The sequence below is a fragment of the Mesorhizobium sp. B2-1-1 genome, assembly GCF_006442975.2.
GTDB lineage: Bacteria > Pseudomonadota > Alphaproteobacteria > Rhizobiales > Rhizobiaceae > Mesorhizobium.
Genome location: NZ_CP083954.1, coordinates 1,453,595 through 1,474,602, shown reverse-complemented (window position 1 = coordinate 1,474,602; position 21,008 = coordinate 1,453,595). Strand labels below are relative to the sequence as shown.

Below are 21,008 nucleotides of genomic sequence, written 5' to 3'. Positions count from 1 at the left end.
CAATATCCGGGGTGCAATGCGCCAAGAACTCGGCTAAAAGCAGCGGCGGAAAAAAGTTTCGGACGGATGGATCGATGACCGGAAGCAGGATTTTGGTGACACTGACGCTGCTTGCGGCGCTTGCCGCCGTTACGGCTTGCGGCAGAAGGTCCGGTCTCGACACGCCTTACGAGGCGGCCGTGCAGGCACGCAAGGACGCCGAGAAGGCCCACCAGCCTGTGCCGCCGGAACCGGAAAAACCGGTCGCGGACAAGAAGTTCATTCTCGACCCGCTGCTCTAGAGCCGGTCAGAGCGGTTTAGAGTGCTAAACCCGCTCCTACCCTGCTCCAACTTTTCGGAACCACTCTCGTGAACCATTTCGACTACCGCGACGGCGTGCTTCATGCCGAGGACGTGGCGATATCGGACATCGCCGCAACCGTCGGCACGCCATTCTACTGCTATTCGACGGCCACGCTGACCAGGCACTACCACGTCTTCGTCCAGGCATTTGCCGGGCTCGATGCACTGGTCTGCTACGCCATGAAAGCGAATTCCAATCAGGCGGTGCTCAAAACCCTGGCCAGGCTCGGCGCCGGAGCCGACGTGGTGTCGGAAGGCGAGTTGCGGCGCGCGCTGGCAGCCGGCATCCCGGCCAGCAAGATCCTGTTCTCCGGCGTCGGCAAGACCGCGCGTGAGATGGACTTTGCGCTGGCAGCCGGCATCCTGTGCTTCAACGTCGAATCCGAGCCCGAACTCGAACTGCTCTCGTCGCGCGCCGTTGCCCTGGGCAAGGTGGCGCCGGTCTCGCTGCGCATCAATCCGGATGTCGACGCCAGGACGCACAAGAAGATCTCGACAGGCAAAGCCGAGAACAAGTTCGGCATCCCATGGCAGAAGGCGCGTCAGGTCTATGCGCGCGCGGCTGAATTGCCGGGCATCAAGGTCACCGGCATCGACACCCATATCGGCAGCCAGATCACCGAGCTGCAACCCTTCGACGATGCCTTCGCGCTTTTGGTGGAACTGGTCGGCGCGCTGCGCGCCGACGGCCATGCCATCGAGCATGTCGATCTCGGCGGCGGTCTCGGCATTCCCTACCGCGTCGACAACAACCCGCCACCGCTCCCCGACGCCTACGCGCAGATCGTCCGCAAGCACGTCACCAAGCTTGGCTTGAAGGTGATGTTCGAGCCGGGCCGGCTGATCGTTGGCAATGCCGGTATCCTCGTCTCGCAAGTGATCTTCGCCAAAGAAGGCGATGCCAAGAATTTCCTCGTCGTCGACGCCGCCATGAACGACCTGATCCGGCCGACGCTCTACGACGCTTTCCACGACATAAGACCGGTGGTGCTGCCGCCCGCCGACGCGCCGCGCATGACGGTCGATATCGTCGGCCCGGTCTGCGAGACCGGCGACTATCTCGGCCTCGACCGCGACCTGCCAAGGCTCAAGTCCGGCGACCTGGTCGCCATCGCCACCGCCGGCGCCTATGGCGCGGTACAGGCGGGCACCTACAACACCCGCCTACTGGTGCCGGAAGTGCTGGTCGACGGCGATCGTTTCCACGTCGTGCGCCCGCGCCAGACCTATGACGAACTGATCGGGCTGGATTCGATCCCCGACTGGCTTGCATAGAAGCCGCCGAAGGCGGTCCTAGCTATAGCCGGTTCTGGATGAGCGCTCTTGTCTCAGCGATCCTGTCCTCGTCGCGGCGATAGAATGTCCATTGCTTGATGCGCTTGGCCCGTAACAGCCCTGCCTGGGTGAGCACACGCATGTGCTCGCTGAGCGTCGCCTGGGTAATGCCGAGCTTTTCGGCGATCAGCAGCGCACAGACGCCGTCCTCGACCAGATCGCCATCCGCCTGGGCCGGGAAATGCGCGCGCGGATCCTTCAGCCAGTCGAGGATCCGCAGCCTTCGTTCGTTGGCGATCGCCTTGAACACATCAACCTCTTGCATTTAGCCATTTTGCCAAGTTACTAATTGCTGTCAATCCCAAGGAGATGGCCATGACCAACGGCAACACCATAACGCGCGAACGCATCGCGATGATGGAACCGCGCATCCGTCGCTATGTGCGCCACACGCCGGTGCTGCGCGTCGACATGGCCGACTTCGACCGGCCGCCGCTGGCGGTCGATCTCAAACTCGAATGCCTGCAGCATTCCGGTTCGTTCAAGGCGCGCGGCGCGTTCACCAATCTTCTCGAGCGGCAGGTCCCCGGGGCCGGTGTCGTCGCCGCCTCGGGCGGCAATCATGGAGCGGCGGTGGCGTATGCCGCCATGCGTCTCGGCCACAGGGCGACCATCTTCGTTCCGAAGGTGAGCCCGCCGGCCAAGCTGGAGCGCATTCGCAGCTACGGCGCCGAGCTGGTCGTCGGCGGCGCCCGCTATGCCGAGGCGCTGGCCGCCAGCGAACGTTTCGCCGAGCAAACCGGCGCCTTGCAGATCCACGCTTTCAACCAGGAGGAAACGCTTATCGGGCAAGGCACGCTCGGGCTGGAAATCGAGAACGACCTGCCTCAGATCGACACTTTGCTGGTCGCCGTCGGCGGCGGCGGCCTGATCGGCGGCATCGCCGCCTGGTTCGCCGGCCGTATCCGCATCGTCGCCGTCGAACCGGAGGGCGCGCCGACACTCTATCGCGCCCTCGAGGCCGGCCATCCGGTCGATGCGCCGGCCGAGGGCATCGCCGCCGATTCCCTGGCGCCCAAACGTGTCGGCGAGATGATGTTCCCGATCGCCGAGGCCTTCGTGGAACGCTCCATCCTGGTCAGCGACGACGACATCGTCGCCGCCCAGAAGGCGCTGTGGGACCGGGTGCGGATCATCTCGGAACCCGGTGGCGCCGCGGCGTTCGGCGCCATCCTGTCCGGCCGCTATGCGCCGGCACCCGGCGAACGGCTCGCCGTCCTGGTCTGCGGCGCGAACGCAAACCCGGCGAAATTCTGATCGCCGCGCCTTTCTCTCCTTCACGTTTTTCAGGAACTGCCTCGCCTTCGCCGCGTTTGCTGGGTATTCTTCGAGTCGTGAGGTTCGGGCCATCCCGCCCGCTCCCGTGGAAGGGCCGATGACGGAACGACCGATCTTCAGCAGCGATCGCGGTCTTGCCGGGCGCCTGGCGCTCAGCCGGCTGGCGACGCGGGTCTCGATGATGGTCGAACGGGGTTGGCCGCTCCTGCTGCCGCTTCTCGTCGTCGCCAGCCTGTTTCTCAGCATTTCCTGGCTAGGGCTTTTCCCGCGCCTGCCCGATGCGGCGCGCATCGGGTTGGTCGCCGCCTTCGGCGTTGCGACACTGGCCGCGCTCTATCCGCTACGCTTTTTCCGCATGCCGGGCGGCGCCGAGATCGACCGCCGCATCGAGGCGGCCAATCACTTGCTGCACCACCCCGTCCAGACCCAGACGGACCGGCCGAGCGGCCGCGAAAGCAGCTTCTCGCAGGCGCTGTGGCGCGAGCACCAGAAGCGCATGGCCGACAGGCTCGACAGCCTCGGCGCCGACGTGCCGCGCACGCGCGTGCCGGAACGCGATCCCTGGGGATTGCGCGCCGTGGCAGCGCTTCTGCTCGTCACCGCCTTCGCTTTTTCCTTCGGACCGACTGGTGGCCGGATAGCCGACGCGTTCAGCGCCCAGGACGCGCATGACGCCGTGCCGCCGCGCATCGATGCGTGGGTGACGCCGCCCGTTTATACCGGCAAGCCGCCGATCTTCCTTACGGCAGACGCCAACCAGGCGGCGCCGGCTTTCCACGTTCCCGAAGGCAGTGATGTTTCGCTGCGCGTCACCGGCGGCACGGGCGAGGAGACGCTTGCCTATGCCGATAAGAATGGCAATGCCCGCGCCATCGATCCCGCCGACCCGCAGGCGGCCGCGGCCAAGCCGGCGGCAAGCCCGGCAGCGCAGTCCAAAGTGCGCCAGTTCATCGGCAAGCTGACGAGCGATGGCACGCTGACGCTGAAGTCGGGCGAGGACGAACTCGGCCGTTGGGCCTTCGCGGTGATCCCGGACAAGCCGCCGCAGATCCGTTTCGTCGGGGAGCCGAAGCGCGCTGTCAACGGCGCTTTCGAGCTCAACTACCAGATCGACGACGATTATGGCGCCGCCAACGCCAAGGCCGTGTTCGCGCTCGCCGATCCGCAGGCGCCCGATGCGCGTCCGCTCTACGGTCCGCCTGACATGCCGCTGACGCTACCGCGCCGCGGCGGCAAGGCGAATGCCGCCAGGACCTCGAAGGACCTGACCGAACACGTCTGGGCCGGCGCCGAGATCAAGCTGACGCTGGTCGCCACCGACGATGCCCGGCATACGGCGAGCAGCGAAACCAAGACGTTGGTGATGCCGGAGCGGCCGTTCTCCAATTCGCTGGCGCGTGCCGTTATCGAGCAGCGCCGCCTGCTGGCGCTCGACGCGAACGCCAAGCCGCGCGTGCTCGACCTGATGGATGCGATCACGCTGCGGCCCGAGGACACGTTCGACAACATGTCCCACTACCTCGCAATCATGAGCGCGCGCAGCCGGTTGAAGATGGCCGACAGCGACGACCAGTTGCGCAACGAGGTCTCCTATCTCTGGGAAATCGCGCTCGGCATCGAGGAGGGCAATCTCTCGGCTGCCGAGAAGCGGCTGCGCCAGGCGCAGCAGGCTTTGCAGGATGCTATCAAGAACGGCGCCAGCGACGCGGAGATCGAAAAGGCGATGAAGGAATTGCGCGAGGCGATGAACCAGTTCCTGCGGGAATTCGCCGAGCGCGCCAAGCAGAATCCCAACGCCCCGCAGATGCAGCAGAACGGCCAGGAACTACGCCAGAGCGACATCGACCGCATGATGGACCAGATCGAGAACCTGGCGAAGTCCGGCGATCGCGACAAGGCGCAGCAATTGCTGTCGCAGCTGCAGGACATGATGAACAACCTCCAGGCCGGCCGCCAGCAGCAGGGTGGCCAGCAGGACAGCCAGATGCGCCAGCAGATGGACAAGCTCGGCGACATCCTGCGGCGCCAGCAGGAGATGATGAACGACACCTTCCGCATGGACCAGATGCAACGCGGCGAGCGCCAGCGCGGCCAGAACCGCGATGAACAGCTCGGCGAAGGCGGCGGCGAGGATCAGGACAGACCGGGCGCAGGCGAGAACCGCGATCCGCTCGCCGGGCAAAAGCCGATGACGCCGCAGGAATTCGCCGACGCGCTGAAGCAGTTGCAGGAAGGCCAGGGCCAGCTGAAGAACGACCTCGAACAGTTGAAGAAGGGGCTCGAGGGGATGGGCATGGAGCCCAATGAAGGATTTGGCGAGGCGGGCAAATCAATGGGCAATGCCGAGCAGGCCCTGGGCGATGGTGAAGGTGATCAGGCCGTTGGCCACCAGGGCCGCGCTCTGGAGGCGCTGCGCAAGGGTGCCAAGGACATGATGAAGCAGATGCAGGCCATGCAGGGCGACGAAGGCGGCAGCGAGGAAGGCGGTCGCCAGCAGAACGCCGATCGCGATCCGCTCGGCCGGCCGCGTGCCAGCCAGGGTCCCGATTTTGGCGATTCGGTGAAGGTGCCGGACGAGATCGACGTGCAGCGCGCGCGCCAGATCCTGGAAGCGATCCGCAAGCGGCTCGGCAATGCGCTCAGCCCCGATATCGAGCGCAGCTATCTGGAACGGCTGCTGGAACTGAAATAGGGATCGCCGCCGCGGCATCCGCTGGGAGCGGCTGCAACATCATGCCCAAACTCGGCACAGTGACGCCCATCCTGCGCATCTTCGACATTGCCAAGGCCCACGAGTTTTACGTCGGCTTCCTCGGCTTCCAGGTGCTGTGGGAGCACCGCTTTGACGACAACGCGCCGCTTTACATGGCGGTCGGCCGTGACGGCTGCATCCTGCATCTGAGCGAACACCATGGCGACGGCGCGCCCGGCATCGCCATGCGCATCAAGGTCGAGGACATCGCCGCCCTGCATCGCGAACTGATCGGCAGAGCATACCGTTTCGCCAGGCCGGGCCTGGAAGAGACGCCGTGGAAGACCCGCGAGGTGTCGGTTGCCGATCCGTTCGGCAACCGGCTGCATTTCTACGAGGATGCGGCCGGCTGAGTCTGCCTGTTGACGAACGCCTCGCGGATCGCCTCTTGCATGCCGTCGATCGCCTCGCCCGACGCATTCGGGTTGCGATGCATCACCACATTCGAGGAATCGATGTCGCCGAAACCGTCGGCGGACGTCAACTCGCGGCAGCCGTCCGGAATGTTGCTGCGCGAAATCGGTGCGATCGCCAGTCCCGAGGTGACGGCAAGCTTCAGGCCGCCGGTCGTGTCGCTGGTGTAGGCGACACGATAGCCGAGCCCGCGCTGCTCGAGCGATTTGATGGCGAAATCCTTGCACCAGCCGGCTCGGTTATAGAGAGCGATCGGCACCGGACGCTCCTCATGCATGTTATGCAGGATCGATGTCACCCACACCGTCGGATCATGCATCAGCACCTCGCCGCCTGAAGGATCCTGCCATTCGAACACCACGCAAAGATCGAGTTCGCCGGCGGCAAGCGCCGCTATCTGCGCCCCCGAATGGGCATAGCGCACGGTGACCTCGACCTTGGTGTGACGCTTCGAGAACGCGCCGAGCGCGCGCGACAGGATGGCATGGCCGTATTCTTCCGGAATGCCGATCCGCACCGGCCCGCCGAGCGGCGCCGCCGCCATCGACGCGGCCGTCTCGTCGAGCAGCGAGACGATGCGGCGGGCATTGACGATCAGCTCGCCGCCGCGCCGCGTCAGCGCCACGCCGCGCGACCCGCGCTCGAACAGGCTGTCGCCGATGACGCTTTCGAGCTTCTTCATCTGCATCGAAACCGCCGATTGGGTGCGGCCGGCCTGCTCGGCCGCCTTGGTGAAATTGCCTGCTTCGACAATGGCCACGAAGGTGCGCAGGAGATCGCTGTCGAGAGTGGGCCGCATCCCGTCCGCCATAAGGAATTTTGATTGCTGGTATCATTCCAATTCGTTTGCAACATGTCAAACACGGGATGATAGTTGCTTCACCCATTGGATATGTGGCTGAGGATTCGGCCACGGACCAATCAACAGTCCTCACTCATGCCCGCTGCCCGAAACGGTGGCGGGTTCTTTTTAGCTTGCTGCAAGCTTGCTTGCGTCCTGGTACGGGAGCTTGGGATCCTTATGCGCAATCGGATGGTGCTCGGCATGCTGAGCCTGTGCCTGGGCGTGTTGGTCTTCTCGTTGCAGGACCCGCTGGTCAAGGCGGTGTCGGGCGGCTACCCCGTGACCGAGGTGATGGCCATCCGCGCGGTCGTCGCCCTGCCGATCCTGATCGTGCTCGTCCATGCCGATGTCGGGCTGCGTGCGATCCTGTCGCGGCGGTTCGGCGTGCTGACCATGCGCGCCTTCATTCAGTTCACCTCCTACACCATGTACTACCTCGCCATCGCCGCCTTGCCCCTGGCCGATGCCGTGGCGCTCTATTTCATGGCCCCGCTCTGCATCATGGTGCTGGCCGGGCCCTATCTTGGCGAACGGGTCTCCTGGCAGACGCTGGCGACCGTGTTGATCGGGCTGCTTGGCGTCGTCGTGATGCTGCGCCCGGGTGCGGGACTGTTCGACTGGGCGGCGCTGCTGTCGCTGGGCTCCGCGGTGCTCTACGGCTTCTCGCAACTGATGGCGCGTAAGATCGGCGACACCGAATCCTCGACCGTGATGGCTTTCTACCAGAACGGTGCCTATCTCGCCGGCGCCGCACTGGTCGCAAGCCTGTTCTGGCTTGCCGGCATCAATCATGCCGCCCATCCCAGCCTGGAATTCCTGGTGCGGCCCTGGCTGTGGCCGACGCTGCCGGATTTCCTCAAGATGGCCGCCTGCGGCTTCGTCGCCTCCGCCGGCATGATCTTGCTGTCGCAGGCCTACCGGATGGCGCCGGCCAACCGCGTCGCCACCTTCGAATACACAGGCATCCTGTGGTCGCCGCTGTGGGGTTTTCTGTTCTTCGCCGAAGTGCCGCGGTCGACGACCGTGATCGGCGCTGCCCTTATCATCGGCGCCGGCCTGCTTGCGCTCAACACCGGACGGCGCAAGCTCCCGGTACTCGTCGCTGCCGATCCCGCCTGATCAGGCGAAAATGCTCAGCGCCCGTTCGACGCGTGAACGGATTTCGGCCAGCGTGAACGGCTTCTGCACGACGTCGAGGATGATGCCGTTCAACTCCTCGGCGCGCTCGCGCTGATCGGCATAGCCGGTCATCAGCAGGATCTTCATCGACGGGAAAAGACCCGAAGCTGCAATCGCCATCTCGATGCCGTCCATCTCGGGCATGCGGATGTCGGAGACGACGAGATCATAGCCGCCCTTCGCGGCGCGTATCAGCGCCAGTCCTTGCGCGCCGTCGGCGGCGATGTCGATTGCGTGTCCGGCGCGTTCGAGCGCCCGGGCTGCGAGGGTGCGGACGGACTCATCGTCCTCAACGATCAGAAGCTTTGCCATGGCCGGCATGTTTGGCGAGCAAACGTTGACTTTTTCTGAAGGGCCCGGCGCTCCGGCATGGGTTATTTTCTTGAAGCCGTTAAGGCCTTTTTCAGTATTTGCCGCTGCCTCACGCATCGCCTTTGACGACGCCGACGAACGGCAGTTCGCGAAAGGCGTGCGCGACATCCATGCCGTAGCCGACGACGAAATAGTCGGGGCAGTCGAATCCGATATAATCGGCATTGAGGGTGGTCTGGCGGCGCATGCGCTTGTCGAGCAGCACCGCGATGGCGCAGCTTCTGGCGCCGCGTGACAGCATCAGGTCGCGGGTGAAGCTCAGCGTCTTGCCCGACTCCAGAATGTCGTCGATCAGAAGCACGTCGCGGCCGGCAACCTCGTTGTCGATGTCGCGCAGCACCCTCACCTCGCCGCTTGTGGTGCCAGCGCCGTAGCTGGAGATGAAGATGAACTCGACCTCCGGCGACAGGCCGACATCATGCATGGCGCGGATAAGGTCTGCGGCGAAGATGAACGAGCCCTTCAGCACCGAGATCACCAGAAGATCGTGATAGTCGTGCCCGGCGATCTCCTTGGCGAGTTCGAGATTGCGCCGGGCGATGGCCGACGCCGAAAACAGGACCTCGATGTCCTTGCCGCGCACAACTGGCATTCTTCGTCCCTTCAAGATTTTCAAAGGCCTTCGCGCACAGGAAGCGCTGACATCAGCCGTTTGCGGGCCGGCCTCACCTGTCGCACATGCTATTCCGCGAAGGTGACCGACACCGTCCTTACGCCGTTTCTAGGCACGTCAAGCCGGCTGGCAAAGCCGAATCTTTCACTTGGCGCCAATGAGCGGCTGGATGTCCCCAAAGTATAGCGCGTTGTGCGCCCGTCATTGCCGGTGACGCGGATCTCGAGCGGCGGCAGCGTCGCCGGACTTGCACCGTCATTGGCGGCCTCGCCGTCGACGAACAGCACGGGGTTCGCCCCAGACGCGTCCACGCGGGACGTCACCCCTGAAATGCTCAACGCCGAGCCAGGTCCGCCCGCGGCGGGCGGCGCCTGGCGCACCAGTGCATGCCCGCCGGAGACCCAGAAGGCGGCAAAGGCGGCGCCGACACCGGCGATCCAGAAGATCGGACCGCCGCGCGGCGCCGGCGGCCGCACTGGCGGCGGCTCGGGCTTGCGCAGCATGTCCATGCCTTCGAGGGATGGCATGGACATCACGCGCCGCGGTGAAATGGCTTCGGCATGGGGCGCGGCCCGCGGCACCACCACATAGTCGGCATCGACGATATCCGCCGCGCCAGCGCGCAGGATACGCTCCGGCGCGGCATTTGCCGGCGGATCGGTCATGATTTCGCCGGAAACCGGGCGCGCGGTTCGATCCTCAGCCATCATGGCCCCAGCATTGCAGCACGTTCGCTTTTCGTTTCTTTTGCGTAAAGGCAAATGGTTAACGCTTCCCCACCGGAGCCCTTGTGACGAGCCGAAACAACCCGCTAATTAACCGCCGGTTAACCATGCCGGCCGATGGTCTTTTCCCAGAACAGGCCGGCTTGCCGCCGACGGATTCCGATTTCAGGTCAAATCGACCTGAAATCTGAATCCGCCTCCGAACTAGAGTGATAGAGAATGATGTCGCCCGAAAACCGCCTCACACTTTTCGGCATCACGCTCTAAGAATTTCAGGTCGCCGAAAGTGATTCGCTTCGAAAATGTCGGCCTCCGCTATGGCATGGGTCCGGAAATCCTCCGCGACATTTCCCTGCACATACCGGAGCGCTCGTTCCAGTTCCTGAGCGGGCCTTCGGGCGCCGGCAAGACGACGTTGCTGCGGCTTCTCTTCATGTCGCTGAAGCCGACGCGTGGGCTGATCACCATCTTCGGCAAGGACCGCTCGCGCATCTCGCGCGCCGAACTGCCGCATCTCAGGCGTCGCATCGGCGTGGTGTTCCAGGATTTCCGCCTGCTCGACCACATGACCACCTATGAGAATGTCGCGTTGCCCTTGCGCGTGCGCGGGCGCGAGGAAGCGAGCTACCGCACCGACGTCACCGAGCTGTTGAAATGGGTCGGGCTCGGCGAACGCATGCATGTGCTGCCGCCGGTCCTGTCGGGCGGCGAGAAGCAGCGGGCCGCGATCGCCCGCGCCCTGATCGAGCAGCCGGAGATCCTGCTGGCCGACGAGCCGACCGGCAATGTCGATCCGCCGCTGGCGCGACGCCTGCTCAGGCTCTTCATCGAACTCAACCGCCTGGGCACCGCCGTGGTGATCGCGACCCACGATCTCGGCCTGATGGAGCAGGTCGATGCGCGCCGCATGATCCTGGCCGGCGGGAGGCTTGATATCTATGACTGAGCTTTCCGCCGAACACCTCGACGCACAGGCCGACGAAGCGGCCGCGCCAAGGCCGCGCGTCCAGCGCAGGATGGCGCCCATCGTGCCGGCGCAGAACATCGCCGGCCGCGCCCTGGTGCTGGTCATCGCCATAATGACCTTCCTGTCCTGCCTGACCTTCGGCGCGGTTACCCTGGTGCGCGACACCGCCTCGGTCTGGGAAAACCAGATCTCGCGCGAGGCGACGATCCAGATCAAGCCGGTCGACGGCCTCGACATGGAGGCAGCCCTTGCCCAGGCCTCGCAGATCGCCGGCGAATCCCCCGGCGTGAAGGCGACCAGGATCATCGACCGCGACGCGACCGCCAGATTGCTGGAGCCGTGGCTGGGTTCGGGCCTCAACATCGACGAACTGCCGGTGCCGCGGCTGATCATCGTCACCATCGACGAGAGCAACCCGCCCGATTTCGCCGCCATGCGCGCCGCGATCACGCCGAAGCTGCCGAGCGCATCGCTTGACGATCACCGCACCTGGGTGGACCGGCTGGTGGCCATGGCCCGCACCACGGTGACCATCGGTATCGCGGTGCTGGCGCTGATGCTCTCGGCGACGGTGCTGACCGTGGTGTTCGCCACGCGCGGCGCCATGGCCGGCAACGGCCACATCATCGAGGTGCTGCATTTCGTCGGCGCCGAAGCGCGTTTCATCGCCCGCGAGTTCCGTCGCCATTTCCTGATCACCGGCATGAAGGGCGCGGCCGCCGGCGGAGCCGCCGCGGTCGCCGTCTTCATCGTCTTTTCCTGGTGGTCCTCGCGCAACATGGCGACCCCGCAGGCCGACCAGGCGACTGCGCTATTCGGCAACTTCGCCATCGGCTCGGCCGGCTATCTCGGTGTCGTGCTGATGGTGCTGGTCATCGGCGCGCTGACGGCTGCAACCTCGCACGCCACCGTCGTCGCCTATCTCAGCGACATCGACGTGCGCCAGCCTGAAGCATGACGACGTCGAATAACCAGGATCGATCACGCATGAAGAACCGCCGTAACGCAAATTGCGATTTTTACCTACCAAAGGCCGCATTTCGGGATTAACCATGCCATGATGGAGGTGCGGGACTCGACCAGTACCGTTGGACCGATGCCGGCGTTGGCGGCGCGTCCGCATGGACGCGGCCGGGTTTCGGCCGTGCTGCGCGTTTCTTCTTTCGCCTTGCTTGCCCTGGTCGCCCTGTTTGCCGGCGGCTTCGGCTGGTTCGCCAACACCGTCAGCCATCTGACCACCCCTGCCAACCCTGCCAGGGCCGACGCAATCATCGTGTTGACGGGCGGCCAATCGCGCCTCGATGCGGCGATGGAACTGCTGGCGTCCGGCAAGGGCGCGCGGCTTTTGATCAGCGGTGTGCATCCCTCCGCCAGCCGACGCCAGCTTCAGGCCGCGACTGGCGGCGACATCAGGCTGTTTTCCTGCTGCGTCGACATCGACCGCGCCGCGCTCGACACGATCGGCAATGCCGAGGAAAGCGCCAAATGGGTCGAGAGCCATGCCTATGGCACGGTGATCCTCGTCACCAACAATTACCACATGCCGCGCAGCCTGCTGGAAATGGGCCGGCTGCTGCACAAGGCCAAGCTCGAACCCTATCCGGTGGTCAACAGCAATCTCGACAATGGCGGCTGGCTGACCAAGCCGCGGGCGCTGCGCGTGCTGTTCACCGAATACAATAAATATCTGCTGGCATTGGCGCGCGGCATCGTTCCGGTGAAGCCGACGCCGGACGGCATCGCGTTGGCCGAGATCGCCGCCGGCAGCTGAACCTGCTCGTCATTTGGTGACGACGGATCCCGGCGCCTGCCGCAGGCGAGCGACTTCCTGTTCGAGCCGTTCGATCCGCCTGTCGCGTTCGGCCAGCGCCGCCGCCACGTCAGCGGCCTCGAAACGCTGCGGAATGTGCTGCGGACAATTGGCATCCCAGGTCGCCACGGTGAACAGGATGACCTGTTCGGGCCGCGCCGCATAATCGCGCGGCATCAGCCTCGCCGTCAGCTCGGCGTCGCCCTCCACCACGCGCGCGCTGCCCCAGATCTTGACGCGCTGGCGATGGGCATAGTCGATGAGGAACAGGAAGGCCTGCGGATTGTCGGCCAGATTGCCCTGGGTGATGAACTGTCTGTTGCCGGCGAAATCGGCGAAGCCGATCGTCTTTTCATCGAGCACCTTGAGGAAGCCGGCGGGCCCGCCGCGATGCTGGATATAGGGCTGGCCGACGCCGTTGGCCGTCGACAGGAAGACGCTGGTCTGCATCTCGATGAAGGCGGCAAGATCGGATGCGATCACCGACTGCCAGCCACCGCGCTCCTCGACCCGGGAATAGGCTTGGCGCGAGCCCTTGCGGGCCTGGATCGCCTTGACGGTCGGCGTGAAAGCCACGTCGCTGGTGAAAGCATGCGCGCCCATCGATAGCCTTTCTTGCCCGGAGGGGTTAGAGCCCGAGTTCCGACAGCGACGGATGGTCGTCGGGCCGCCGGCCGAGCGGCCAGTGATATTTACGGTCGGCAGTGCCGATCGGCAGGTCGTTGATGCTGGCGATGCGCAGTCGCATCAGCCCGTGTTCGTCGAATTCCCAGTTCTCATTGCCATAGCTGCGGAACCAGGAGCCGCTGTCGTCGTGCCACTCATAGGCGAAACGCACGGCGATACGGTTGCCGTGGAAAGCCCAGACCTCCTTGATCAGCCGGTAGTCGAGCTCCCGGCTCCATTTGCGCGTCAGGAAAGCCTGGATGGCATCGCGGCCTTGCAGAAACTCGGCACGATTGCGCCAGCGGCTGTCCGCCGTATAGGCAAGTGCGACACGGGCTGGATCGCGCGAGTTCCAGGCATCCTCGGCCATGCGCGCCTTCTGCGCGGCGGTTTCCGCGGTGAATGGCGGCAGCGGCGGGCGATCTTGCGACATGACAATTCCTTTCTTGACCCAGGCCGTCTGCGTCACGCCCAACATGGAGGCTTCCATCAAGCAGATGTAGATGCCATATTTGTAATCTATCCTTCCAATTTCCGGAAGAATCGATGGACCGGCTCGAAGCCATGTCGCTTTTTGTCGCCGCGGCGGAGGCCGGCAGCCTGTCTGCCGCCGCGCGCCGTTTTCGCATTCCGCTGGCGACGGTCAGCCGCAAGGTTTCCGACCTGGAACGGCATCTCAAGACCCGCCTTCTGAACCGCTCCACCCGCCGGCTGACGCTGACCGATGCGGGCCAGGCCTATCTTGCCGCCTGCCGCCGCATCCTGGGCGAGGTCGGCGAGGCCGAGCGCATGGCGGCCGGCGAATACAGCGCCCCGACGGGCGAACTGGCCATCACCGCGCCGGTCGTCTTCGGCCGCCTGCATGTGCTGCCGGTCGTGACCGGCTTCCTCGCCGCCTATCCCGACGTAGACATCCGCCTGACGCTGGCCGACCGCATAACCCAGTTGGTCGAGGACCATTTCGACCTCGCCATCCGCATCGGCCGGCTTCCCGACTCCAGTTTTGTCGCCATGCGGATCGGTACGATCCGCCGTGTCGTTTGCGCGAGCCCCGGCTATCTGGCCGAACGCGGCGCCCCGACGGCGCTTGCGGACCTCGAGTCCCACAGCTGCATTACCTTCGAAGGGCCGGGCGCGCTCTCGACATGGAGCTTCACCGTCGGGAAGGCCGAGATGCCGATTCGGGTCCGCTCGCGGCTTCAGGTCAACACCGCCGAAGCTGCGATCGATGCCGCGCTCGCCGGCGTCGGGCTGACGAGGGTGCTGTCCTACCAGGTCGACGCGGCGGTGCGGTCAGGCGCGCTGCGCGTGCTGCTGCGGGAGTTCGAACCGGAACCCTGGCCGGTAAGCCTGGTGCACGCAGGCCACGGCTTGCTGCCGGTCAAGCTGCGCGCATTTCTTGACTTCGCCGCCCCGCGCCTGAAAGAAAGGCTGGCGCGGCTGATGTAGCGCGGCTGGGCCGTGGGCGAAGCCGAAATGTCTTTCGGCGCCGTTCGGGGGCATCTTCGGCCATTTCCTTTTTGCGCCCGCTTGGTGTAACCAACGCACACCTCCTTACCGGGCCTCCCCCAATGCTCCAAGTCCGATCGCTGGCGTTCAACTTCGTCTTCTACATCAATCTGATCGTCCAGATGATCCTCTGGACTCCCTATTATTTCCTGTCGCCGCGCCATCGCGCCTGGTTCGTGCCGAAGTTCTGGTCGCGCACCTCGATGTGGCTCTACGACAAGATCGCCGGGACCAAGAGCGACATCACCGGGGTGGAAAATCTGCCCGAAGGTTCCTTCATCCTGGCGCCCAAGCACCAGTCCTTCTGGGACGCGATCGCCTTCTTCCCCTATCTCCAGGATCCACTCTACATTCTGAAGCGCGAGCTGACCTGGATTCCGTTCTTCGGCTGGTACATCCTGAAAATGCGCATGATCCCGGTCGACCGCGGCAGCCGCTCCAAGGCGCTGAAGGCGGTGGTTGCGGCGACCAAGGAAGAAATCGCGCGCAACCCGCGGCAGCTCATCATCTATCCCGAAGGCACCCGCCGCGCGCCCGGCGACGAACCCGCCTACAAATACGGCATCGTCGAAATCTATGCGCAGCTCGGCATTCCCGTGGTGCCGGTCGCCCATGTTGCCGGCCTCTATTGGCCGCGCCGCAAGTTCCTGCGCTATCCCGGCACCATCAAGGCGCGCTTCCTGCCGCCGATCCCGCCGGGCCTGGACAAGGAGGAATTCATGCGGCGGCTGATCGGCGAAACCGAAACCGCCTGCGACCAGTTCCTCATCGACGCGTCCCGTGCACCCAATCCGCCCGCCTTGCCGCCGACGGCGGTCAAGCGGCTGCGGGAACTCGGCGCCAAAGCCTGAAGTGCGGCCTTCGGCGCGCCGATGGCGGCTCGCGCAACGTTCAAGCGAACACAGCCAGTGCGGTCGTCAGCACCAGCGTCGCGGCAAAGACCAGATTGATGATGCGCGAAGCCACCGGCCTGCGAAGAAAGCGCGCGAAAGCAGCGCCCGCAAGCAGCCACACGGCATGGATGGCGACGATCATGCATGCGAGAGCGGTCAGCTTCGGCCCGGTGCCGATGGCGCCGGCGCCCGAATCCGCGGACGCGCCGGCGAACACCGCGGCGATGGCCACATAAGCCTTCGGGTTGGCCACCGCCAGCAGGAACCCGCCGGTGAATGTCGGTCGCGCGGCCTCGCCGGCATCCGCCGCCAGGGGCGGCGCGCTGGCAATCTTGAACGCGAGATAGAGGATATAGGCAGCCGACGCCGCGACAAGCAGCGGCGCGAGCGGCGGCATCGCGGCAAGCATGGCGCTCACCCCGCTTGCCACGACCAGAAGCACGGTGATCGTGCCCAGGATGACCCCCAAGGCGTAGCTCAGGGAACGGCGCAGGCCGAACGCCGCGCCGACGGCGATGACGCTTATCGTCGCCGGTCCCGGGCTGCCCATGACGGCCGTAGCGGCAAGCATCAGCGCAACGAGCTGACGCCACATATCCGGCTGCGAAAAAAGCGGGCCTGCCATCCGCGCCTCCTGTCTTGCCAAGCGTCAATGACGGTATGGCAAGGTCGGGGCGACCGTCTTGGACGATCGTGCGCGCTGCTGACGGCTCAGCCGCTCGCCTTGTCGAGCTCGGCCATGTCGTCGGCGCTCAGCTCCAGCGACACCGCCTTGATCAGGCTGTCCATCTGTTCAGGCTTGGTGGCGCTGGCGATAGGCGCGGTGACGCCCGGCCGGGCAATGACCCAGGCAAGCGCCACTTCCGCCTGTTTGGCCGAATGCCTGGCGGACACCGCGTCGAGTGCCGCGAGGATGCGCATACCGCGCGCATTGAGGTAATCTTTCACGCCGCCGCCGCGCGGGCTTTGACCGAGATCGGCCTCGCTGCGGTATTTGCCGCTCAAGAAACCCTTGGCCAGGCTGAAATAGGTGATCACGCCGATGTCCTCCGCCATGCAGAGATCGCGCAGCGGGCCATCGAACGACGAGCGGTCGTAGAGATTGTATTCCGGCTGCAGCACTTCATAGCGCGGCAGGCTGCGCAGGCTTGCCACGTCGAGCGCGGCGCGCAACTGGCCGGCGTCGAGATTCGAGCAGCCGGCATAACGGATCTTGCCCTTGGCGAGGAGCTTTTCATAGGCGCCGAGGGTTTCCTCATAGGGCGTGGTTGGATCCGGCCAGTGCGACAGATAAAGATCGATGAACTCGGTCTGAAGCCGCTTCAGCGAAGCATCGACGGCCTTTTCGATGTAAGCGGCGGACAGGTCCTTGTGGCCCTGTCCCATGTCCGAGCCGACTTTGGTGACCACCACGACCTTATCGCGGTTGCCGCGGTCCTTCATCCATTTGCCGATGATGGTTTCCGATTCGCCGCCCTCGTGGCCGGGCACCCAGCGCGAATAGGCGTCCGCTGTGTCGACCGCGTTCAGGCCGGCGCCGACGAAGCGGTCGAGCAGGTCGAACGACGTCTTCTCGTCGGCGGTCCAGCCGAAGACATTGCCGCCCAGAACCAGCGGCGCGATGGAAAGGTCGGTGCGACCGAGACGGCGTTTCTGCAAGGCTGATCTCCGTGTTGGTGGGATTGGGCGGCTATCGCCCGTTGAGAGTCGGAGCCTAACCTAGGTCTCGCCGCATCGAGGTCAAAGACCTCGCCGGATTTTTCCGCAAGCCAGCGCTTCACAAAGGCGCGATCCGCCTAGCCACGTCTTCCAACCAGTGATCGCGGATGCCGAGCGCCCGGAGATGGTCCAGCGTGCTCGACACATAATCCTCATTATTGCCGGACTGGCCGACAGCGCCGCGCACCACATCAGCGGCGTGGGCCGCATCGAGCGCACCGGCATACTGCTCATGATTGCGGTCGACGATATAGGCCACGGCCTCGACCGTGCCGCCGCCGTCAAGGCGGACATTGAGCATGCGCTCGAGATAGACATTGGTGACCAGCTCGCGCTCACGCAGATAGGCGATGACCTCGTCCCGCAACTCGCCCGGCACCCGGAAAGCCAGCCCGACGCAGGAACCCCCGCGGTCAAGGCCGAGCACCAGCCCCGGACGTTCCCGCGTGCCGCGATGCACGAAGGAATAGACGCACAGCGCGCGACGATAGCCATGCAGGCGCGCCCGCCTTGTCTCGACATGCGCGAACCCCGGCCGCCATATCAACGAACCATAGCCAAACACCCAAAAATCGCCCATATCGCCGTGCCTGATTGCGTAAGAATGGCAACACCACACCGGAATCGGTGTTTTTTCCGTCCATCTCTGTCTACCTTTTGTCGTTGCCAGAATCGACAGCCCGCCCACAGCCCCCATGCGTGAACGAGAACCGCAGCATGACGTCCACTGACGAACGCCAGCCGAAGCATCGCCGCCGCCTGTTCTGGCTTGCAGCGTTTGTCATCGCGCTGTTCGCCATCTACAGCGGCGGCTGGTTCTATCTCGCCGACAGGGTCCGGAGCGAAGCCGACAAGGCGATCGCCACGCTCAACAAGAGTGGCATCGAGGCCGGCTGCGCCAATCTCCAGGTCAGCGGTTATCCCCTGAGCTTCGCCGTCTCCTGCGACAATCTTGCTTATGAGGACGACGCCAAGAACCTTGCCGCCTCTGCCGGCTCCTTCAACGCCGTCGCCCAGATCATCCAGCCGCTGTCGCCGGTCGCGGACCTGCGCGGTCCGCTCAGGACCTCGGTTCCGGGCATGGTGCCGCTGTGGATCGACTGGGATGATCTTAAGGCCAACGTCAAGCTCTCATGGCCGCTGCCGCGACGCATTTCGCTCACGGCCGAGGGCCTGTCCGGCCAGACCGATCCGGCCGACGACACCGATCCGGTGCAACTGTTCAGCGCCGGCAAGGCGGCGGGCCAGCTGCAGCCGAACGGCAGGGATATCGACTATATCGGCAGCTTCGGCGATCTGGAGATCGACCCCGATGCGATCGGGGGCCGCGTCCTGCCGCCGCTCGACGCCAGTGGCGAGGCGACGCTGAAGAACGGCCTGGCCCTGATCGGCACGCAACTGAAAAGCCTGCGCGGCCAGGCCGTCGAGATCCGCAGGCTGGATTTGTCGTCGGGCACGGCGCACGTCGCCGTTTCCGGGCCGCTGTCGGTCGACACCGAGGGCCTGGTCGATGCCGATCTGATGATCAGGCTGAAAGACCCGAAAGCCGTGGCCGCCATTCTCGGGGCCGCCATACCCGAACAGAAGAACCAGATCGAACAAGGCTTTGCCGCCCTGGCGCTGCTCGGCAACGAACCGTCGATGCCGCTCAAGGTGGTCAAGGGCAAGGCCTCGCTCGGCTTTATCCCGCTGGGCAAGATCAAGCCGGTCGACTAAGCATCCCCAATGGACAGACCGGCAAAACTCCTGAGCGTCGGCGCGCTGACGCTCGACACCATTCTTCGCGTCGAAGCGCTGCCCATCCATCAGGGCAAGTTCATGGCCGCCGATGGCGTCCAGATCGCTTCCGGCATGGCCACGAGTGCCGCCTGCGCCGCACGCCGGCTGGGCGCCGAAGTGTGGCTTTGGGCGAGCGCCGGCGATGATCAGGTCGGCAACCAGCTGATATCGGGCATCGAGGCGGAGGGCGTCGATTGCAGCCTCGTCCGTCGCGTCCCCGGAGCGTCCTCGGCGCTGGCCGCGATCCTTGTCGACGGCCATGGCGAACGCATCATCGTGCCTTTCTACGATCAGCGCGCTCAGGCCGATCCCGACGGCTTGCCGGTCGCCGATCTCACGGCTTTCGATGCCGTGCTGGTCGATGTGCGCTGGCCGGGTGCTGCGGCGCTGGCGCTCAGCGCTGCGCGCGCTGCCGGCCGCCCTGGGATCCTCGATGCCGACACCGCGCCATTGGCAGTGCTGGAGCGGCTGTTGCCGCTCGCCTCGCACATCGTCGCCTCCGAACCGGCGGCGCGCATCGTCTGCGGCCAGGCGCTGGACCCGCAGGCCGCATGCGCCGACCTTGCGTCGCGCACCGACGCTTTCGTCGCGGTAACCGCCGGCGGGGCTGGAACCTGGTGGCATGACAGGCAGGCCGGTTGCGTACGCCACGTCGCTGCGCCAAAGGTCAAGGTGGTGGATACGCTGGCAGCCGGCGACGTCTTTCATGGCGCATTCGCAGCCGGATTGGCGCAAGCCATGCCGATCGAGCAGGCGCTACGCTTTGCCAGCGCGGCCGCAGCGCTCAAATGCCAGCGCTTCGGCGGCAGGCTGGGCGCGCCCGATCGTGCCGAGACACTGGCGATGATGGCGGCGACCTGGCCTGAAGGAGCCTAGTTTTTCGCCGGATGCTCGACCGCCTGGCGACCGAAATCCGGCACGTCGATGTCCTGGCCGGCCTCGATGATCGAGCGTCGCACGGCGCGGGTGCGGGTGAACAGGTCGAACAGCTTGTCGCCGTCGCCCCAGCGGATCGCCCGCTGCAGAAAAGCCAGATCCTCCGAGAACCGCGCCAGCATTTCCAGGATCGCGTCCTTGTTGTGCAGGCACACGTCCCGCCACATGGTCGGATCGGAGGCGGCGAGGCGCGTGAAGTCGCGGAAACCGGAAGCGGAATATTTGATGACTTCCGTCTTGGTCACCGATTCCAGGTCATCGGCGGTGCCGACGATGTTGTAGGCGATGATGTGCGGCAAATGCGAGACGATGGCCAGCGTCATGTCGTGATGCTGCGGATCCATCGTGTCGATGTTGGCGCCACAACGGCGCCAGAATTCGGAAAGCCTTTCCAGCGCGTCCGGATCCGTGTCCGGCAGCGGGGTGAAAATGCACCAGCGGTTGTCGAACAGATCGGCGAAACCGGCATCGGGCCCAGATTTCTCCGTGCCGGCCAGCGGATGGCCGGGAATGAAATGCACCCCACCGGGTATATGCGGCTGCATCTGTGCGATCACGGAAGCCTTGGTCGAGCCGACATCGGTGACGATGGCGCCCCTCTTCAGCGCCGGCGCGATCTCTTGCGCCACCGCGCCGGACGAGCCGACCGGCACCGAGACGATAACCAGGTCGGCATCGCGGACCGCTTCCTTGGCATCTATGGCGTAGGAGGAGCCCAGCCCAAGCTCTTGCGCCCGCGCCAGCGTCGCGGCGCTGCGCGTCGAGATGGCGACATGGCCGGCCAGGCCCTCGCGGCGGATGACGCGGGCCAGCGACGAGCCAATCAGGCCGATGCCGACCAGCGCGATCTTTTCGAACATCGGTGATGCCATGG

Annotated in this window: 24 protein-coding genes; 13 read left to right on the top strand and 11 right to left on the bottom strand. The window is 65.0% G+C overall.

The genetic code is table 11. The features are described from left to right. The first annotated feature begins 74 nt into the window (after window positions 1-74). Entirely contained in the window at window positions 75-281 is a 207-nt protein-coding gene (locus FJ972_RS07185; protein WP_140525432.1) for a lipoprotein, read from the top strand. 68 nt (window positions 282-349) lie between these two features. Further along, on the top strand, window positions 350-1,618 hold the full coding sequence (lysA, locus tag FJ972_RS07180; protein ID WP_140513876.1) for a diaminopimelate decarboxylase: 1,269 nt from the start codon (window positions 350-352) through the stop codon (window positions 1,616-1,618). Window positions 1,619-1,640: 22 nt separating this feature from the next. On the opposite strand, the gene FJ972_RS07175 is transcribed toward lysA, so the two are convergent. Next, a complete protein-coding gene (locus tag FJ972_RS07175; protein WP_140513877.1) occupies window positions 1,641-1,943 on the bottom strand; it encodes an ArsR/SmtB family transcription factor in 303 nt (100 codons plus the stop codon). A gap of 50 nt (window positions 1,944-1,993) precedes the next feature. Between FJ972_RS07175 and FJ972_RS07170 the strand changes: the two genes are divergently transcribed. From FJ972_RS07170 to FJ972_RS07160, 3 genes are all read left to right on the top strand, one after another. Then, window positions 1,994-2,935, top strand: a complete 942-nt coding sequence (locus FJ972_RS07170; RefSeq protein ID WP_140525431.1) for a threonine/serine dehydratase — start codon at window positions 1,994-1,996, stop codon at window positions 2,933-2,935. 118 nt (window positions 2,936-3,053) lie between these two features. Beyond that, window positions 3,054-5,648 (top strand): TIGR02302 family protein, encoded by a 2,595-nt coding sequence (locus FJ972_RS07165; RefSeq protein ID WP_140525430.1) that lies wholly within the window; start codon window positions 3,054-3,056, stop codon window positions 5,646-5,648. A gap of 41 nt (window positions 5,649-5,689) precedes the next feature. Beyond that, window positions 5,690-6,061: a glyoxalase superfamily protein gene (locus FJ972_RS07160; RefSeq protein WP_140525429.1), complete on the top strand. Its 372-nt coding sequence runs from the start codon at window positions 5,690-5,692 to the stop codon at window positions 6,059-6,061. Here the strand turns inward: FJ972_RS07160 and FJ972_RS07155 are convergent. Beyond that, window positions 6,040-6,921, bottom strand: coding sequence for a LysR family transcriptional regulator (locus FJ972_RS07155; protein WP_140525428.1), 882 nt, complete (start codon window positions 6,919-6,921; stop codon window positions 6,040-6,042). The two genes, FJ972_RS07160 and FJ972_RS07155, sit on opposite strands and share 22 nt — an antisense overlap. 222 nt (window positions 6,922-7,143) lie before the next feature. Between FJ972_RS07155 and FJ972_RS07150 the strand changes: the two genes are divergently transcribed. Next, a complete protein-coding gene (locus FJ972_RS07150) occupies window positions 7,144-8,085 on the top strand; it encodes a DMT family transporter (protein WP_181168586.1) in 942 nt (313 codons plus the stop codon). On the opposite strand, the gene FJ972_RS07145 is transcribed toward FJ972_RS07150, so the two are convergent. The 3 genes from FJ972_RS07145 to FJ972_RS07135 form a co-directional block, all read right to left on the bottom strand. Next, entirely contained in the window at window positions 8,086-8,457 is a 372-nt protein-coding gene (locus FJ972_RS07145) for a response regulator (protein ID WP_181168585.1), read from the bottom strand. 109 nt (window positions 8,458-8,566) lie between these two features. Continuing rightward, window positions 8,567-9,109, bottom strand: a complete 543-nt coding sequence (hpt, locus tag FJ972_RS07140) for a hypoxanthine phosphoribosyltransferase (protein ID WP_140525426.1) — start codon at window positions 9,107-9,109, stop codon at window positions 8,567-8,569. Window positions 9,110-9,198: 89 nt separating this feature from the next. Next, entirely contained in the window at window positions 9,199-9,840 is a 642-nt protein-coding gene (locus FJ972_RS07135) for a hypothetical protein (protein ID WP_140525425.1), read from the bottom strand. A 301-nt stretch (window positions 9,841-10,141) separates the two neighbouring features. Here FJ972_RS07135 and ftsE point away from each other — a divergent pair, with 301 nt between their 5' ends. From ftsE to FJ972_RS07120, 3 genes are all read left to right on the top strand, one after another. Then, window positions 10,142-10,801: a cell division ATP-binding protein FtsE gene (gene ftsE / locus FJ972_RS07130; protein WP_027023302.1), complete on the top strand. Its 660-nt coding sequence runs from the start codon at window positions 10,142-10,144 to the stop codon at window positions 10,799-10,801. Next, on the top strand, window positions 10,794-11,780 hold the full coding sequence (locus FJ972_RS07125; RefSeq protein WP_140525424.1) for a cell division protein FtsX: 987 nt from the start codon (window positions 10,794-10,796) through the stop codon (window positions 11,778-11,780). Before ftsE ends, FJ972_RS07125 begins: the two co-directional genes overlap by 8 nt. 99 nt (window positions 11,781-11,879) lie before the next feature. Continuing rightward, a complete protein-coding gene (locus FJ972_RS07120) occupies window positions 11,880-12,593 on the top strand; it encodes a YdcF family protein (RefSeq protein ID WP_140513884.1) in 714 nt (237 codons plus the stop codon). Between the two features lie 9 nt (window positions 12,594-12,602). Here the strand turns inward: FJ972_RS07120 and FJ972_RS07115 are convergent, their stop codons facing one another. Together FJ972_RS07115 and FJ972_RS07110 are read right to left on the bottom strand one after the other, a co-directional pair. Beyond that, window positions 12,603-13,235: a pyridoxamine 5'-phosphate oxidase family protein gene (locus FJ972_RS07115; RefSeq protein ID WP_140525423.1), complete on the bottom strand. Its 633-nt coding sequence runs from the start codon at window positions 13,233-13,235 to the stop codon at window positions 12,603-12,605. 25 nt (window positions 13,236-13,260) lie between these two features. Then, a complete protein-coding gene (locus tag FJ972_RS07110) occupies window positions 13,261-13,731 on the bottom strand; it encodes a DUF1348 family protein (RefSeq protein ID WP_140525422.1) in 471 nt (156 codons plus the stop codon). A gap of 113 nt (window positions 13,732-13,844) precedes the next feature. Between FJ972_RS07110 and FJ972_RS07105 the strand changes: the two genes are divergently transcribed. Together FJ972_RS07105 and FJ972_RS07100 are read left to right on the top strand one after the other, a co-directional pair. Further along, on the top strand, window positions 13,845-14,747 hold the full coding sequence (locus tag FJ972_RS07105) for a LysR family transcriptional regulator (protein WP_140525421.1): 903 nt from the start codon (window positions 13,845-13,847) through the stop codon (window positions 14,745-14,747). 122 nt (window positions 14,748-14,869) lie between these two features. Then, entirely contained in the window at window positions 14,870-15,658 is a 789-nt protein-coding gene (locus FJ972_RS07100; protein ID WP_140525420.1) for a lysophospholipid acyltransferase family protein, read from the top strand. Window positions 15,659-15,698: 40 nt separating this feature from the next. Here the strand turns inward: FJ972_RS07100 and FJ972_RS07095 are convergent, their stop codons facing one another. From FJ972_RS07095 to FJ972_RS07085, 3 genes are all read right to left on the bottom strand, one after another. Next, window positions 15,699-16,325 (bottom strand): LysE family translocator, encoded by a 627-nt coding sequence (locus FJ972_RS07095; RefSeq protein ID WP_140525419.1) that lies wholly within the window; start codon window positions 16,323-16,325, stop codon window positions 15,699-15,701. A gap of 86 nt (window positions 16,326-16,411) precedes the next feature. Beyond that, window positions 16,412-17,359, bottom strand: a complete 948-nt coding sequence (locus tag FJ972_RS07090; protein WP_140525418.1) for an aldo/keto reductase — start codon at window positions 17,357-17,359, stop codon at window positions 16,412-16,414. 118 nt (window positions 17,360-17,477) lie between these two features. Further along, window positions 17,478-17,999, bottom strand: a complete 522-nt coding sequence (locus FJ972_RS07085; RefSeq protein ID WP_140500781.1) for a gamma-glutamylcyclotransferase — start codon at window positions 17,997-17,999, stop codon at window positions 17,478-17,480. Window positions 18,000-18,136: 137 nt separating this feature from the next. On the opposite strand from FJ972_RS07085, the gene FJ972_RS07080 reads away from it, so the two are divergent. Together FJ972_RS07080 and FJ972_RS07075 are read left to right on the top strand one after the other, a co-directional pair. Then, window positions 18,137-19,135 (top strand): DUF2125 domain-containing protein, encoded by a 999-nt coding sequence (locus FJ972_RS07080; RefSeq protein ID WP_140525417.1) that lies wholly within the window; start codon window positions 18,137-18,139, stop codon window positions 19,133-19,135. A 9-nt stretch (window positions 19,136-19,144) separates the two neighbouring features. Continuing rightward, a complete protein-coding gene (locus FJ972_RS07075; RefSeq protein ID WP_140525416.1) occupies window positions 19,145-20,074 on the top strand; it encodes a sugar kinase in 930 nt (309 codons plus the stop codon). Here the strand turns inward: FJ972_RS07075 and FJ972_RS07070 are convergent. Continuing rightward, a complete protein-coding gene (locus FJ972_RS07070) occupies window positions 20,071-21,006 on the bottom strand; it encodes a prephenate/arogenate dehydrogenase family protein (RefSeq protein ID WP_181167284.1) in 936 nt (311 codons plus the stop codon). The genes FJ972_RS07075 and FJ972_RS07070 overlap by 4 nt on opposite strands. Window positions 21,007-21,008: the final 2 nt, after the last annotated feature.